The following is a 16,019-nucleotide window of genomic DNA, read 5'->3' as shown; positions in this document are numbered from 1 at the left end:
AGGCCGTCCGCGATGACTGCCTATGTCCTGCAGCGCCTGATCCAGAGCGTCTTCGTGCTCCTGGCGGTGTCGGTCGTGGTCTTCTTTGCCGTCTACGGCATCGGAGACCCGATCGAGTTGCTTGTCTCGCCGCAGGCCAGCGCGGCCGATCGTGAGGCGTTGATCCGGCGCCTCGGGCTCGATCTACCGATCTGGCAGCAATATTTCACCTTCATGGGCCAGGCCCTCAAAGGCGATTTCGGCCGCTCCTTCGTGCATGGCGTCTCGGCGATCCAACTGATCCTGACCCGGCTGCCTGCGACCATCGAACTCGTCTTGCTGGCGATGAGCCTTGCGGTCGCGGTTGGCGTGCCGCTCGGCCTTCTGGCCGGGCTCAACCCCCATAGCCGCCCGTCCCGCGTCATCATGGCCGGCACGGTGCTTGGCTATTCCTTGCCCAGTTTCTGGAAGGGCATGATGCTGATCCTGCTGTTTGCCGTCGTGCTCGGCTGGGTGCCGACGGCAGGACGTGGCGAGACGGTCTCGCTGCTGGGCATCCAGACCAGCCTGCTGACGCTCGATGGACTGCACCATCTGATCATGCCGGCGCTCAATCTCGCGATCCCAAACATGGCGCTGATGATAAGCCTGGTCGCCGCCGGCACCACCGAGGCGACGAGCCAGGACTACGTCAAATATGCCCGCGCCAAGGGCGTCCGGCCCCGGCGCATCGTCGGCCGGCACATCCTGCGCAACATCCTGATCCCGGTCGTCACCGTGATCGGCGTCGAATTCGGCAGCCTCGTCGCCTTCTCGACGATCACCGAAACCGTGTTCGCCTGGCCCGGCGTCGGCAAGCTGCTGATCGATTCCGTGTACCAACTCGATCGGCCTGTGGTCGTCGCCTATGTCCTGCTGGCCACGCTGCTCTTCGTCGCCGTGAACTTCATCGTCGACATCCTCTACGCGGCACTCGATCCGCGCGTAAAACTCACGAGCGAATCGGCATGAGCACGCCCGTTCCCGCTTTCGCGGACACCACGCTGCGCGCGGCGGTCCTGCAGCGCCTGCGCAACAAGCCGACCACGCGTGGCGCCGCGATCCTGCTCGGCATCATGGTCGCCCTGGCGCTGCTCGCGCCCTTCATCGCGCCGCAAAATCCGCATGATCTCGGCGCGCTCAGCGTGATGGACAACCGGTTGGCGCCCGGCGAAGCCGGCATGAACGGCATGGTCTACTGGCTCGGCACCGACGCGCAGGGCCGCGACATGCTCAGCGCCATTCTCTACGGCCTGCGCACCAGCCTGCTGGTCGGCCTCACCGCGACGATCGGCGCGCTCTCCATCGGCATTGCGGCCGGACTTGTCGCGGCGCAGTTCGGCGGCGCCGTAGATGCGGTGATCATGCGCGTCGTCGATTTCATGCTGGGCTTCCCGTCGATCCTGATCGCACTGGTACTGCTCGCCTCGATCGGGCGCGGCGTCGACAAGGTCGTGCTCGCCATCGTCCTGGTGCAATGGGCGCAATATGCGCGGCTGATGCGCGCCTCGGCGCTGGTCGAGCGGCGCAAGGAGTATATCGAGGCGGCGGTCAATTTCGGCCTGCCGACGCGCCACATCATGCTGGCGCATCTGCTGCCGAATTCGATCGGCTCGGTTCTGGTGGTCTCGACGATCAGCATCGCCAGCGCGATCACGCTGGAGGCGACGCTGTCCTTTCTCGGCGTCGGCGTGCCGGTGACGCAGCCATCGCTGGGCCTGCTCATCGCCAACGGCTTCGAATTCCTGCTCTCGGGCGAGTACTGGATCGCCGTCTTTCCGGGCATCGCGCTGGTCTTGCTGATCATGTCGCTCAACCTCGTCGGCACGCGCCTGCGCCGCAGCTTCAACGTGCGCGGCTCATGAGCGCGTCTTTGCTCGAAGTGCGCGGCCTCAGGACTGCCTTCCATGCGCCGGACGGCGCCTGGCTTGCCGTCGACGGCGTCGATCTCACCATGCGCCGCGGCGAGGTTTTGGGTCTCGTCGGCGAGTCCGGCTCCGGGAAGTCGGTGACCGGCTTCTCGCTGGTCGGGCTGATCGACCCGCCGGGCGAGATCGTCGCCGGCGACGTGCTGTTCCAGGGCGAGGATCTGCGCGCCGCTTCGGAAGAGCGCCTGCGTGATCTGCGCGGCAACCGCATCGCGATGATTTTTCAGGACCCGCTGATGACGCTGAACCCGGTGCTCAACATCGGCGAGCAGATGGCGGAGGCAATCCTCGAACACCGCAGCTGCAGCCGGGCCGAGGCCCTAGCCGAGGCTGCGCTGGCCCTGGGGCGTGTCGGCATCTCCTCACCGCAGGCGCGGCTGAAGCAGTATCCGCACGAATTCTCCGGCGGCATGCGCCAGCGCGTCGCCATCGCCACGGCGCTGCTCAACAAGCCCGACCTGATCATCGCCGATGAGCCCACGACCGCGCTCGACGTCACGATTCAGAGCCAGATCCTCTACGAGGTGCAAAAGCTCAGCCGCGAGACTGGGACCGCGATCCTCTGGATCACGCATGACCTCGCCGTCGTCGGCGAACTCGCTGATCGGGTCGCGGTGATGTATGCCGGCCGCGTCGTCGAGACCGGCCCGGTCGATGACGTGCTCGACCGCCCGCGCCATCCCTATACGCTGGGCCTGCTGAACTCGGCCGCCTCCCATGCTGAGCCCGGCAGCCGGCTGAAGCAGATCGACGGCGTGGCGCCGCGCATCGATTCCCGGCCGAGCGGCTGCCCGTTCAGGCCGCGCTGCGAGCGCGCCTTGCCCGTCTGCGCCGAGCAGGACCCGGCGCCGCAGGGCGATGCCGAGCGCAATTTCCGCTGCCACAATCCTGTACCTTTGGCGGCGGCGGCATGAGCATACAGCCTCCCACTCCCCTGCTCGAACTGCGCGGCATCAAGCGGCACTTTCGCGGCAAGGCGACGCTGGCCGAGCGCATTCTTGCCGGCATCGGTCGCGGAAAGCCGCCGCCGACCGCGCGCGCCGTCGATGGCGTCGACCTCACCGTGGCGCGCGGCGAGGTGCTCGGCCTCGTCGGCGAATCCGGCTGCGGCAAGTCCACGCTGGCGCGCGTCGTCACCGGCATCCTCAAGCCGACCGCCGGCGAGGTGATTTACGACCAGCGACCAGTCGCGGCCCTGAAGGGCAAGGAGCGGCTCGACTTCCTGCTCAAGGTGCAGATGGTCTTCCAGGATCCCTACGCCTCGCTCGATCCGCGCATGAAGGTCAGCAAGATCGTCGGCGAGGCGCTGGCGGTGCACAAGCTCCGGCCGAAATCCGAGATCAATGCCGCGGTCGATGAAGCGCTCACCGAAGTCGGGCTCGATCTCGCCTATCGCGAGCGCTATCCGCACCAGTTCTCGGGCGGCCAGCGCCAGCGCATCGGCATCGCGCGCGCCTTGGCGGTGAAGCCCGACTTCCTGGTCTGCGACGAGCCGGTCTCGGCACTCGACGTCTCGATCCAGGCCCAGGTCATCAACCTGTTCATGGATGTGCGCGAGCGCTACGGCTTGACCTATCTCTTCGTCAGCCATGATCTCGGGCTGGTGCGCCATATCAGCGACCGCGTCGCGATCATGTATCTCGGCCGCATCGTCGAGATTGGTCGTGCGGCCGAAATCTTCGCCGAGCCGGCCCATCCCTATAGCGCTGCGCTGATCAAGGCTATCCCGTCGGCTGCAAACCGTCGCCGGGCGTTCGAACCGCTCAAGGGCGAATTGCCCTCGCCATTGGCGCCACCGCCCGGCTGCGCCTTCCATCCGCGCTGCCCCGCCGCCATGCCGGTCTGCCGCGAGGTTGCGCCAAAGCTGACGGGCATAGCGCCCGGGCGCAGCGCCGCCTGTCACCTGCATACCGCCCCGGAGTTGGCATGATCACCACGAGCCTAGAGCCCGCCATCGGACGCGGCGTCCTACCCTTCGTCGACGGCTCAAATCCCGATCGCCCGCTTGAGGTGAACTATTTCCGCCCCGCCAGCCACGGCCCCGACGACCCGGTCGTGATCGTCCAGCACGGCATGATGCGCAATGGCGACGATTATCGCGACTTCTGGATTCCGGCCGCCGAGAAGCACAATCTCCTGATCATCGCACCGACCTTTCCGAACGCGCATTTTCCCAAGGCCGAGGGCTATAATAACGGACTCGTCATCGGCGAAGACGGCGCCGTCCGTGCTCGCGAAAACTGGCTCTACGGCATCCCGGCGCGCGTGTTCGAGGCGCTGCGCCGTAGCGGCGTGACGCGCCGCGCCAAGGCCCGGATCTTTGGCCATTCGGCCGGCGGCCAGTTCCTGCACCGGCTGCTGGCGACGCAGGATCATGCACCGTTCGAGGCGGCGATGGCCGCCAATTCCGGTTGGTACACGCTGCCGATGCTGGACCGCCCCTTCCCGGAAGGCCTCGGCGAGCTCGGCCTGAACGAGGCCGCTCTGGCGCGCTGGCTGGCCTATCCGATGATCATTTTCGCCGGCAATCAGGACATCAACACGGGGGACCCCAACCTGCCTGCCGGCTCGGAGGCGCTGGCGCAGGGCGAACACCGTTATGCCCGAGCGCACTTCATGCATGATTTCGCCAAGCGGGAGGCGGCGCGTCTGGCCGTGCCGTTCAACTGGCAAATCCTAACGGTCGACGGCATCGGCCACGACGGAGCGGCGATGTCTCGGGCGGCCGCATCCTGGTGGTTCCAGGGCCGCATTCCGGCGTTCGAGGAGCTACAGGCGGGGTCGGCACCCGTTCTTTGACGTTTTGAGGCGGACCGGTTCTCCATAGCGAATGCGGCTTCGTTCAGGTCTCTCAGGGCGCCAGCGGAGCCGGTCTCCGTGGTCCTTTTGTGGCCTTGGCGACTTCGGCTCGGTCCCGGGGCCGGAGTTCGATCACTCTGATTGCGAGCCGCTTCGCAATCACGCCAGTTGCAGACGTCGAGGCTATGCCCCGAAGCGGACATTCACGACCGGCCCAATGGTACTCGGCGGCGCTTCGTCAGGCGGAACGCGGATCGGTTGGCCGCCGGAGCTTTCATCGGGAATGTCCCTGACGGCCGCAAGGATCGCTGCATGGACATCCCGATTGACGCCGGCCCGGACGAGCCGCACCATCTTCGTCCTTGGCGGAGGTGGGCAACGATGTGCCTTTTTCTGACTGCGGCATTCTTCGTCGCCATCGGCTCGGAAACCGGCGACGCCGTGCCAGGCGTGATCGCTTCCGACGCCAATGCAAGAGCATGCTTCGAGCGGGTCTACGATGGCGCGCATCTCGCGCGGAACCCCACCCAGACCGTCACGCGGATCCGCGTCTTGGTCAGCCGAGAGCCCATCCCCGGCAGCGTCGGCGTTCCCCCTGTCGATTTTCTGCGCGTCGAGCTGACGCGCCGCGGCGACAGCCAGGTCCGCCGCATCATCGCGTGGTGCGAGCAACCTTTCGGCGGGACGAAGTTGGATCGGCAAAGGCGGGAGATTCCTAGCAACGGGGACGGGGCGCACTGCGCTATCACGAAGAGGATTTCATGAGCGCCGAGGAGGACGACTTCAACGGTCACGTCGATATTCAACCTGAGGGCGGAGGATTGCTGGCCCGCCTTTCCCCGGCCGTTCGGTTGCGCACCGGCGACAAGGTGAGCGTGGACAAGGGCCGCATGGTCCGGCTCGGGGCCTCCGACCGCGTGTTCCGCCTGGCGAAGGTTTCGGAGGCAGCATGCGACGACCTGCGCAACGCGATCCGTGAGGAGTAGCTGCGCTGTAGGCTGCCAAAAGCTGCGGCCACGATGATAGGAGCGATGACCATGCGACGCTTGGCGATCCCGGTTCTCGGATGGGTGGCCGTCCTTTGCGCTCCGGCTTTGGCGCAGCCCGCGGCGCGCCCGACCGACGACATACGCCCTCAGCCACAGCAGCCGCGCGTCCAGTTTCCCGGAACCGAATGGTCGATTGCAGCGCCGCCCGGCTTCGCGCTCTCCACCTCGGCGAGGCGGACGATACGGCGTCCCGACGGTGCCGAAATCATGATGTTCCAAGCGCCGCGCCAAGCTCTCGACATCAGCTCGACGAGCGCCGTCGGAACATTGGAGAGAAAGGGGCAGCCCAATGAGGCTGTGCTGGAATCTGTAGAGCTGGCGACCGCGCAAAGCAGGCCCGCGATGCTAATCCGTCTCCGCAGGACGCGGCACCCGTCCGTGGTCCACATCGCCACAGTGGAGGGCACGGGCAGCAACATCATGGCCTATTTCTCCATTCCGAACGCTGTTGTCGACCTCGACGCCGCCACGATCCGCGCCACGCTACTCAGCCTTGCGGAGCAGGCGCGCATCCAGGAACAACGGCTGAGCGACCTGCCCTTCCGGTTGCGCGAGCTTGGCGGGATGCGTCTGGTCGACACCGTCGGCGACATCGTCATCTTGACCGATGGGCCAAGCGACAAGATGGACGAGCCCACGGGCCAACCCTTCGCAGTCATTTCTGTTTTTCCGCCCAACCCAGGAGAACGGTTCGATGCCGAGCAGGCCTTGCCGACACTGGCGGCCCGACTCCAGCGCGGCTATCCGGGAACGGCAGTTCTTTCGACGCGCGTCGAGCCGACGCCCCAGGGGCCAGTCGCCACCATCGTATTCGAACGCACGCCCACAGGCACCAAATTCAAGTTTGGCGGCACGGCCTGGATGCGCTTGACCGGCCCCCAATTGGTGTTCGTGATCGCGCAGCATCCATTGGACAGACCTGACATGCTGGCCCGCATTGCCAGCATCCGTGACGGCGTGACGCCGAGATAGGCGAGATGCGCGCGGTCGGACGGAGCGGCAGCGTGAGGAGCGTTCGGATGGGGTACCTGACGATGATTGGCCTTGGAGGCGCAATCGCGCTCGGCCTGGCAGCGGCCGTGCCGGCCACTGCGCAGCAGAACCCCGCCCGCCTCCCGGCGGAGCAGTCGGCCCTGATGAAGTTCCCTGGCTCGGGCTGGTGGTTGGCTCCGCCCCCGGGGTTTGCGCAGTCGAGTCCGCATTGGCCCGTGCTGCGCCATCGCAGCGGAGCGCACATCGCCCTCGTCGAATTTGCGAAGCAGCCCCTGACGCGCGCGAGCTTCGGCGCGACCGGCGCCCTCACGGCGGCAGGCACGCACGACGAGGGGCGGCTCGAATCGGTCGAGGCCGTCATGGCCGGCGGCCGGCCAGCGTTCCTGGCCACGGCGCGTATGACGCAGCAAAGCGCGCTGGCCTACAGCCTCTTCGTGGAAGGCGAGCGCCACAACGTCGGCGTGACGCTGACGGTACCGGATGCGGCCACGGGCATCGACCTCGCCGCCATCCGCGCCGCGCTGCTGAGCGTCACTGACAGGATCGCCGAAGCCCCGGCTCGCGCCTTGCCGGTCCCGGACCCGGCCTCAGTCCGGTTCCCCGGCACGAAGTGGTCGATCGTTCCTCCGGCGGAGTTCGCGCTCGACGGCACATCGCCCGAGATGTTCCGGCATCCGAACGGCGCAGTGATCATGCTCATCGAGCGGCCGAAGGAGCCCATCAACGCACAGGAGTTCACGATCGGCGCCGGGCTGCATGAAGGGACGCCGAACGAAAGCCGCGTGGAGCATGTCGAGCAGCTTACTGCGGCTGGGCGGCCCGCCTTGCTCGTCAGGCTGGGAATGCCGCGACGCGCATTGCTCGCTTACGTCATGGTGGTCGAAGGGAACGACGGCAACGTGATGGCCCATATGCAGGTGCCGGACACCGCCACCTTCCCCGACGCAGCCGCCATTCGGGCATCGCTGCTCAGCGTGGCCGAGACGAAGCGAAGCACGGAGCAGCGCCTCGACGACCTGCCCTTCCGCCTGACGGAACTGGCGGGCATGCGGGTTGTCAACATCGTCGCCAACAGCGTCGTCATCCTGACTGATGGGCCGGGCGACCTGATGGACGAGGCGACGGACCAGCCCTTCGCGATGGTCTCTCGTTTCCCGATGGGGCCGCGCGACCGCTTCGACGCTGCGCGCGACGTGACGAAGATGGCGGCGCTCGTCCGCGAGCGCTATCCGGGCGCGACGATCCTGACGCAGAAGGTCGAGCCGTCGCCGCAAGGCCCGGTCGCCACCGTCGTCTTCCTCCGCACGCCTCCCGGCAAGACCGGAGCCGTGGCCGGCGTCGCCTGGGCGCTGGCGCATGGAGGCTCCGCTCTGTTCATGGTCGGCCAGTTTCCGCCCGAGAGGTCGGATTTGCCGGCCCGGTTCATCAAGATCCGGAGTGGCGTGAAGCCGCGATGAGCCCGGTGGCCGATCCGCAACCCGGGAGCGACCGCCTGTTCGTCGCAAGCGCCCGTACGCAGGCCACGCAGGAAGCGCTTTCCGGGCTGCGTTTGGTCGGATTTGCAGTGCCGATCTTATGGACGCGGAGCAAGCAGCCGTCGGCATGCGGCGGGAAGGTCACGCGTCCAAGCGCAGGACCTCATCGCTCCTGGATCATCCTGACCACATCCGTGAAGCGCGGATCCTTCCGCCGCGCCATCGCGAGGACCCGGTCGGCCTCCGCCGTCTTTCCCTGCTGGCGCAGCACCTCCGCCTTCACGGCGAGAGCCATGCCGTGGTCGGGATCCGCGGTAAGCGCGATCCCTGCGGCGGCTTCGGCCTTCCTCCAGTCCCTGGCACGGACGGCGAGAAGTCCCGACAAGGCGTTGGCCGCCAGATGGTCCGGTTCAAGCGCCAGCGCGGCGGCGACATCGCCTTCGGCTAGGTTAAAGTCGCGCAGATAGACCGCGAAGGCCGCCCGGTTGGCAAGGGTCGACGCGCGCCGATGGCCGTTCCCGATCGCCCGATCGAGCGCGGCCTTGCCTTCGGAGATCCGGCGGAGCCGCAGGAGCAGGGCGGCTTCGAGATCGATGAGATCGAGGTTTCCAGGCGCAAGCGCCTGGCCTGCGCGCGCAGAGCGCAAGGCGTCATCGTCGCGACTGAGGCGCATCAGGAGCGCGATCTGCTCAAGGCGGATCTCGACGATCGCCGGTTGGACGGCCATTGCGTCATCCAAAAGTCTCACGGACTCCTCGGGGGCGCCCCTCAGGTCGGCCAGCCCCGCCAGCGTCAATTTTGCAACCGGATCCTTTGGATCAAGCTTCACAGCCTGACTCGCGTCCGCCTCCGCACCAGGCAGATCCCCGACCATGAGCCGGGCGCGCGATCGGTGCGACCAGCCCATGGCGAAAGCCGGCGAAACCGCGACGGCCTTGTCATAATCTGCACGGGCGCCGGCGGCGTCCTTCCTTACATCGAGGTACAGCCGGCCGCGCTGGACATAGGCGCCGGGCAGTTCAGGGTTGACCGCGATTTCGCGCGTGAAATCCGCAATGGCCCCGTCATTGTCGCCAAGGTCCGCCCTGATCAGCCCCCTGCGAAAGTGCAGCAGCGGCCGTTGCGGCGCGAGCGATGTCACCTTGTCCAAGACCGCGATCGCCTCGCGCTGGCGGCCGAGGCCGACGAGCGCACGCGACTGCTCGTCGAGCAATGGAATGCTGTCAGGCCCTGCCTGAAGGCCGGCCTCGACATCCTTCAAGGCGGCGGTATGGTCGCCGCGCGTATTGAGCAGGCGGCTGCGGGCCAGCAGCGCGGGGGCGTAGTCGGGCTGCAGCGCCAGCGCCAGGCTGTGATCCGCCAGCGCGCCGTCGGCGTCGCCCAGCAGGCTGCGGGCGATGCCCCGGTTGTTGGGGAAGAGGTAAGCGTTCGGTGCGTGCCTCATGCCTTCGCTGTAGGCCTCGCGGGCGCGCTCGACGTCGCCCGGTTGGCCGCGATAGAGGTAAGCTTGGCCACGCAAGGAATGGCCAAGCCTGTCAGCCGGGTTGGAGGCCAGAAGCGCCGCTGCCACCCGAAGCATTCCGCTCCAATCGGAGGCTTCCATCAACGCCCGGGCTTCCCCCTCCTGACCTTGGCGCTTGAGCTCGATCGATGCTCCTGCCGCATCGCCAAGCGCCCGGCACAGGCGGGCCCGCTCCGCCGCCGGACGCTGCCGATCAATGCAGGGCGCGAGACGCGCGTCGTCGGACTGGGGGGAGGATTGCGCCTGAGCTTGAGCCGCCAGCAACAGGCCCGCTGCAGCAACGGCGCCGACCCCAGCCATGACCAGCGTGCTATTCATCACAAGCCCTCCCCCGTCACGAGGTCTTCCGCAGCCTTGAGCCAAGCGACACTTTTGGCAATATTCATTTCAGTTTGTCGCCGTCCACGAACCAGGTCTGGCCGCCGAGCCGGATCTCGGCAGCGCCGTGGCCGGCATCGTCGTCCACGACGATAACCCTGCTTCCGGCCGCGATGCGGATGGAGCAATGCTGGCTCATCCTGGCGCCCTTGGGCGTGAGCGAGGCCTGGACGTACTCACGCCATGCCGCCCAGCTCGTGCACGCGAATGTCTCCCGCGCGATCGTCGTCATGCGTTCTTGCGTGAATGCGGGGCCTGAGGCGATCTGGACCGCAAGCGCCATTATCCCCGGAAGCCGTCGCATCTCTTCATTCTTCCGGATCGAGACTCGACGGCATCTCCCGACGCCACCTTCAATCATTCCAGTTGCGGCGATGGCCGGTCCACCAGCCCACGTCGCTGGAGAAGCGGATCAAGAAAATCGTGAGGATCGCGACGATCAGCATGACCAGCAGGACGACGGCGAATGGCCGCCGGCGGTCGCCATCGGGAAACTGACGATCAAGCTGGAAATAGAGCACGACCGCCGCTATCGACATGCCGACATCAATGGCCAGTTCCAGCAGCATGACGCTGCGGGGCGGCCACTCCCCGGCGCGGGCAAAGAAGCGCCAGAGCGCCTGGACGGAAAGATAGAGGCTGGCGCAGACATAGACGATCCAGTTGGCGCGTGGCGGCTCGGCCTTGTTGTTCATCTGTTCCTCCACCGTTTGTCGCGGCCGCATCACGGCCGGCGTTTGGATCGGCATGGGAAGCGGGCGACTGGCTACCCATCAATCGTTCATACCGACCTCGGAGAAGCGGAAGCCCGCTGGCGTTCCGGTGAAGACGAAGAGGTCCTCTCCGCAGACGATCGTGAAGTTGTCCTTGCCCAGGCCGTCGCGTCCATAAAGGCCCCTGCCGCGTGCGATGCAGGCCCGCGCTTTCCTGGGGAAGGCCTTAGCGTAGATGTTCTTGCGGAAATAATCCGCGTCCCGCATCTCGCCCCAATAGAACGGAAACATCGTCAACTCGGCGACGGCGGCGGAGTCGTCTGCCTTCAGAGCGGCGCGGAAGGCCGTTATGAAGCGATCATAGCTCTTCTGGACTTCCGTCGGCGCACGATCGGGCTGAGCCTGGACAGCTGGTGCGGCGAAAGCGAAAGCGAAGGCTCCGGCAAGGAGGACGAAGCGTCGGGGAATCTTCATGGCGCGACCTTTCAGATACGCGGCATCGGAAGCGGGTGGATCTTGCGCGCCGCGGCGGGCCAGCCACAAGACGTCATCGGGCGATATCCAGGATCATCGCGCGCGCGATGTCCTGGCCCTGGCGATCGGTAGCGCGGCCGCGCCGCAGAAGTTCATCCGCCTCCACCCGGCGCTCCAGCCTCTCAAGCGCGAAAGCCTTGGCGTTGAGCGCGAGCAGATTTGCCGGCTGCAGCTCCAGCGCGCGGTCGGCGGCGACGATCGTGCCGTAGGGATTGCCCGCCCTGATCGACAACGCGGCGCGCAGGGCCTGGGTTGGGCCTTGCCGGGGATTGAGCGCGACGGCTGTTTCGATATCCGTGGCGGCGGAGGCATAGTCTTTTTGCTGGAAATGCACGAGGGCTCGGAAGTAATGCGTGCTTGCGTTCCTGAGGCCCAGCGTGATGGCGCGGTTCAAGTCCGACATCGCATCGGCGTAGCGTTCCATGAGATAGTATCCTTCGCCCCGGTTGGCGAAGTAGAGACGGTTCGTCGGCTCGGTGGCGATGGCTTTGTCGAAGGCCAGCACGGCCTCCTCGCCCCGCATCATCCGTAGGAGTGTGACGCCTTTCGCATTGTTGGCGACGCCGCTGGCCGGATTGACCGCCAGCGCCTCGTCGAACAGGCGCAAAGCGCGCGGCAGTTCCTTGTCGCCGTCGCGGACCGTTCGGGCCAGAGTGATGCGCGGATTGACGTCGCGGGGGTCGAGGCGGATCGCCTCGCGGGCGTCCGCAGCGGCACCGGAGAAGTCGCCTGCATCCGCCCGGAGGGCCGCGCGGTTCGTCAGCGAGACAGCGCGGCGCGGATCGAGGCGCAACGCCTCGTCGTAATCGTGACGCGCCAGCACGGCGTTGCCTGACAATTGATGAATGCGGCCGCGGTTCTCGTAAGCCTCGGCCTTGTCCGGATCGATCCGGACCGCCTCCGTCAGATCGGCGAGAGCGGCTGCCGTGGCACCCAGTTCGGCATGCAGGAGGCCACGGATCGGAGCCATGCCGCGATGCTCGGGCGCAAGCACGATGATCCTGTCGATGACCGCAATCGCATCGGCGGAGCGGCCAAGGATCGTCAGAACATGGGCGCGCGCCCGCAGAAGTACGAGATTATCCGGTGACTGGCGCAGCGCGGCGTCCAACTCCTTCAGTGCTGCCGGGGCGTCGCCCCTCGCGCCGATGAGCAGAGCGCGGGCGCGCACGCCGTCAGGGTTGCCCGGAGCAAGAGCCAGCGATCGGTCGGCGACCGGCAGCGCCTCGTCTAGCCGACCGAGGCCCAAGAGCGCGAGGCTGCGCGTCACCATCAAGTCGACATCCCCGGGATTGGTCTTGGCCGCCTCGTCGAGGATGGCCAGCGCCTGCGGCCTGCTCTCGTTGCGAGCGAGAAGCGCCAGCGCCTTGCGATCGATCGCAACGACATCTGCCGGAGCGCGCGTCAGCCGCGTTTCGGCGGAGCGCAGCATCCCGTCCCAGTCCTGCAGGGCGATCATGATCCGGGTGGCGTGCCGGGCCGCCCGAATCCTGACAGCGACGTCGAGGGCGGCATCGCCCGCGAAGGCCTCACACCTTGCCAGACGCTCCTCCAGACGCGGCGCGAAGCCGAGGCATCCTGCGAGTCGGGCGTCGAGGCCGGTGTCAGCCTGGGCTAGCGCAGCTCCACCAAGGCTCAACATCAGCGTCAGCGACACGAGCGAGCGCCTCACGCCGGTCTCGTGGGGCGTTGCCGCCGCATCTGGAAGGCGCCGCGGACGATGGAGGAGGGCTGGCATGACGGACTGCGCCTATTCAGGCCGGCAAAAGGCCGATGCAATAACGGCGTTGCTTCGCATGAGGCCTCCGGACGGGCGGCGCGAGATGGCGAGACATCTTTCCTCTGGTCAACCGCCTTATCACGCACAGGCCATGCCTCTCGCGTCAAGATCGAAGCATCGACACGACGCGCTCCGGCATGATGCTCGGCCCGGCAATGGCGTTTAAGTTCTGGGTCGCAATGCGCATCATTGCCGCGCTGCGCCTTGGTGAAAAGGTGATCGGTCGAGGGTGGATCACGGAACGGCACAAAACGGCGTAAGCGAATGATCCAGTCGAAGTACCGTTCATCCTGTCCCAGAAGCGACGACATCGCGTCGCGGCAGTATTTCCGGATCCCTCGTTCTCTCGATACCCCCCAGTGCTTCGATCAAATCTAAGATACGATGTCGAACCAGAATGGTCTTGATGCGAGTGCAGCCCGAAAGCAGACCTTCTTTGCGTCAGCTAAGGGCCAGAAGCGCCCTGCCCGCTTCCGGATGAAATGCGCCATGAGCGGACGTTGAGTGGCTGCCCTGAAGCGAACATTCTTGACGCCCTGAACCCAGATTGCCCTTTTGCTCACATCCGGATAGCCGAATAATTAGTCGGGCGTTCTAGCATCCAAGACTCCGGCGCCTATCCGAGCGGAGAGCCGATCGCCGCTAGATATCCGTTGATGGCTGGAGTGTCCGGGGCGCGGCCTTAGGTCGAGCTTGGCAGAGATGTTCTGCGGCGGCGTTTGATCGCCGCTCTGGAGCGGGGGCTCGCTGCCGTTCTCGCCGCGCTTGTCCCGCAACAGGCGCAGTGCTCGGGCACGCGCGATCTGCGGCGCCGCCGCGCTGGTCCCCGAGAGGCGTGATACCGATCCGCTGCGGGTTCCCGCCGCCCTGACGCCCGGCAGCGCCGGCGAGTGGTCGGAGATTGCGGCACAAGTCACTGTCTTACCCGACGGCGGATTGGAGCCAGCGGAACTATAGGCCGCCGGCAGGTCCGGCCCGACAGCGGAGTGGGCCACGACGCCTGCCACCACGATAACCTCGCCACTGGTCGCAAGGCCGTTCAGGCTGCCGAAGCGACGTGTGAACTCGGCGCGCTCATCATCCTGCTCCCAACGGCCGTCTGCCGCGAAGGCTGGGTCTTTCGGATGATCGAAATAGCTTTGTCGGCCTTGATGTAGCGGGTGGGCGATGTTGCGGTCGTGCTGAATGCGACACGAGATGATCTTGTCCTGCTCTCGTGCAGCGCTGGCATCGATGTCGATGCGCCATAGCCCTGCGGGCGCACCGCTCGGTGTCGTTCCAGTGGTTTCCGTCGGCGCCAGAATGACCATTATGCGCCAGCGGGCCTCGCGAAACTTGTCGATGCTCACTTGGCCATAAGTGCGCCCATTGATAGTGAGCGGCCAGAGGGTCTGCGGTGGCGTCTGCGTGGTGATCGCCGCGGCCTTGCCGGCTTTCCAGTGGATGTCTCCCGGACCGCTGACGCGTGGGGGTTCTGGCGGCTGGCGAAGTTCGCCCTCGACTTCGGCCGGATACCAGATTTCGAGGTAGTTGGCCGTCCGATCGTTGGGCTGGATGCGCCAGGGGATGCTGAAGCGGTCTTCCGCTCCGAGATTCTTCGTCGAGATTTGCGCGTGCAGTGCGCTAAGGAACTGGTTTCCCGCAGGCATCACCAACTCGGTCGGCGCCTTTGTTTTCCGGGCCAGAATCAGGGCCCTGATCGCGTCCTCCAGCCGGTCATTGCCGTCATGCGGCCCTCCGGTGAAGCCAAAGCTGAAGTTGATCACCAGCGGCAATGGCCCGGTGTCATAGGCTGCGGCGATTCTGTCGGCGCGGTCGAAGATGTAATGGACGGCGCTGAGGATATGGGCGTCCTTGCCGAAACCGACGGTGTCCATCACGATCGGCGATGGCAGCTCGACCCCGATCAAGCGGATGCGGTCCAGCTCGGCCGGAGAAGCCTCGTCGCCCCAGGCGCCGGCGGCCAGATGCAGCACGTGAGCGCCATGCGCGCTCAGGCCCGCAACCGGCTGCGCCATGCCGTTGCGCCGAATCGAGCCGGCGGCGCGGTAGAAGGCGTCCTCGTCGTCGCCCTCGCGCTTCAACAAGGTCGCGAGCGTCTCGCGCGTATGCTCGCGACCGAAAAGAACGGTGCCGCTTTCCGCCTCACTGCTGGTCACTTCGGCCGATTGCAGCCAGCAGAACTCCATGCGCGGGTCGTTTTCGGCGTCGCGCAGTGCCGGATGAGCGTAGGCGAGGCCGTCATCGATGACAGCCATGATCACCAGCGGCGCGCCTTGGTGACCGCCGCGCGCGAGCTCGGCCTTTAGGCGAGCGTTCGGCTGCAATGTGGGCTCAGGACGCTTCCGGGCCTCGGCAAAGGACTGGTTGAAAGTCTTTCTTGGCAGGGGCGCATTGAACCGAAAGCCATGATGGGGCTTGGGTGCGACCTCGACTGAGGGCGGGATCGGAAAATTGGCGACTGCGAGCATGAACAGGCGAAGGTCGGTAAGGGCGAACGGTCGCTCAATGTGGAGAGGCTCGAAGATGAGCGGCAGGAAGGCGGTACCGCCCGCCGCTTCGGACGTGGCGGGACCTTGCCAGATGGTGGGGCGATGCGCGATGCCCATATCGGGGATCACGAGCGCCGTCTCTTCCTTGAAGAATGGATGAATCACCGGCAGCTCGGCAAGCGCGCTGATGAACGAGGCGCTAGCCAGCTGTCCGTCTGGACTGGCATAGGATTGCCCCACGCTGCCGAAGACCCAGGACTCATAGGGCCCGTCCAGCCGGGCAAGCGTGTCGTTCGGCGCCATGCTGGCCTCCTGATGCACTGCTTCGTTCGGGATTA

15 protein-coding genes are annotated in these 16,019 nt (G+C 66.2%); 9 read left to right on the top strand and 6 right to left on the bottom strand.

Translation table 11 applies throughout. The features are described from left to right. Nucleotides 1-12: 12 nt before the first annotated feature. The 9 genes from AC1DYU_RS14325 to AC1DYU_RS14285 all read left to right on the top strand — a co-directional run bounded on the left by AC1DYU_RS14325 (nt 13) and on the right by AC1DYU_RS14285 (nt 8,244). Nucleotides 13-990, top strand: a complete 978-nt coding sequence (locus AC1DYU_RS14325; protein WP_476792203.1) for an ABC transporter permease — start codon at nt 13-15, stop codon at nt 988-990. Beyond that, nucleotides 987-1,883 carry an ABC transporter permease gene (locus AC1DYU_RS14320; RefSeq protein WP_476792202.1) on the top strand — a complete coding sequence of 299 codons (897 nt, stop codon included), beginning with the start codon at nt 987-989 and terminating at the stop codon, nt 1,881-1,883. The genes AC1DYU_RS14325 and AC1DYU_RS14320 overlap by 4 nt, the downstream gene beginning before the upstream one ends. Further along, nucleotides 1,880-2,860, top strand: coding sequence for an ABC transporter ATP-binding protein (locus tag AC1DYU_RS14315; RefSeq protein WP_476792201.1), 981 nt, complete (start codon nt 1,880-1,882; stop codon nt 2,858-2,860). Before AC1DYU_RS14320 ends, AC1DYU_RS14315 begins: the two co-directional genes overlap by 4 nt. After that, nucleotides 2,857-3,876: an ABC transporter ATP-binding protein gene (locus AC1DYU_RS14310; RefSeq protein WP_476792200.1), complete on the top strand. Its 1,020-nt coding sequence runs from the start codon at nt 2,857-2,859 to the stop codon at nt 3,874-3,876. Before AC1DYU_RS14315 ends, AC1DYU_RS14310 begins: the two co-directional genes overlap by 4 nt. Beyond that, nucleotides 3,873-4,745: an alpha/beta hydrolase family protein gene (locus AC1DYU_RS14305; protein WP_476792199.1), complete on the top strand. Its 873-nt coding sequence runs from the start codon at nt 3,873-3,875 to the stop codon at nt 4,743-4,745. The genes AC1DYU_RS14310 and AC1DYU_RS14305 overlap by 4 nt, the downstream gene beginning before the upstream one ends. Nucleotides 4,746-5,057: 312 nt before the next feature. After that, complete coding sequence (locus tag AC1DYU_RS14300) at nt 5,058-5,510, top strand: hypothetical protein (RefSeq protein WP_476792198.1); 453 nt, start codon at nt 5,058-5,060, stop codon at nt 5,508-5,510. Then, entirely contained in the window at nt 5,507-5,731 is a 225-nt protein-coding gene (locus AC1DYU_RS14295) for a hypothetical protein (RefSeq protein ID WP_476792197.1), read from the top strand. Before AC1DYU_RS14300 ends, AC1DYU_RS14295 begins: the two co-directional genes overlap by 4 nt. A 45-nt stretch (nt 5,732-5,776) precedes the next feature. After that, a complete protein-coding gene (locus tag AC1DYU_RS14290) occupies nt 5,777-6,766 on the top strand; it encodes a hypothetical protein (RefSeq protein WP_476792196.1) in 990 nt (329 codons plus the stop codon). Nucleotides 6,767-6,771: 5 nt separating this feature from the next. Next, entirely contained in the window at nt 6,772-8,244 is a 1,473-nt protein-coding gene (locus AC1DYU_RS14285) for a hypothetical protein (protein ID WP_476792195.1), read from the top strand. A 181-nt stretch (nt 8,245-8,425) separates the two neighbouring features. Here the strand turns inward: AC1DYU_RS14285 and AC1DYU_RS14280 are convergent, their stop codons facing one another. From AC1DYU_RS14280 to AC1DYU_RS14255, 6 genes are all read right to left on the bottom strand, one after another. Further along, complete coding sequence (locus AC1DYU_RS14280) at nt 8,426-10,102, bottom strand: tetratricopeptide repeat protein (protein WP_476792194.1); 1,677 nt, start codon at nt 10,100-10,102, stop codon at nt 8,426-8,428. 64 nt (nt 10,103-10,166) lie between these two features. Further along, nucleotides 10,167-10,394 (bottom strand): hypothetical protein, encoded by a 228-nt coding sequence (locus AC1DYU_RS14275; protein WP_476792193.1) that lies wholly within the window; start codon nt 10,392-10,394, stop codon nt 10,167-10,169. 121 nt (nt 10,395-10,515) lie between these two features. Beyond that, the gene (locus tag AC1DYU_RS14270) at nt 10,516-10,857 is read right to left on the bottom strand and encodes a hypothetical protein (RefSeq protein WP_476792192.1); all 342 of its coding nucleotides are present in this window, start codon (nt 10,855-10,857) and stop codon (nt 10,516-10,518) included. Nucleotides 10,858-10,935: 78 nt separating this feature from the next. Then, nucleotides 10,936-11,349: a hypothetical protein gene (locus AC1DYU_RS14265; RefSeq protein ID WP_476792191.1), complete on the bottom strand. Its 414-nt coding sequence runs from the start codon at nt 11,347-11,349 to the stop codon at nt 10,936-10,938. A 73-nt stretch (nt 11,350-11,422) separates the two neighbouring features. Then, nucleotides 11,423-13,081, bottom strand: a complete 1,659-nt coding sequence (locus AC1DYU_RS14260; protein ID WP_476792190.1) for a tetratricopeptide repeat protein — start codon at nt 13,079-13,081, stop codon at nt 11,423-11,425. A gap of 689 nt (nt 13,082-13,770) precedes the next feature. Then, a complete protein-coding gene (locus AC1DYU_RS14255) occupies nt 13,771-15,984 on the bottom strand; it encodes a S8/S53 family peptidase (RefSeq protein WP_476792189.1) in 2,214 nt (737 codons plus the stop codon). Nucleotides 15,985-16,019 lie beyond the last annotated feature (35 nt).

Source organism: Allobosea sp. P2_B12 (assembly GCF_056404835.1).
The sequence above is the reverse complement of the archived record's forward strand: the minus strand, read 5'-3'. Positions and strand labels throughout refer to the sequence as shown.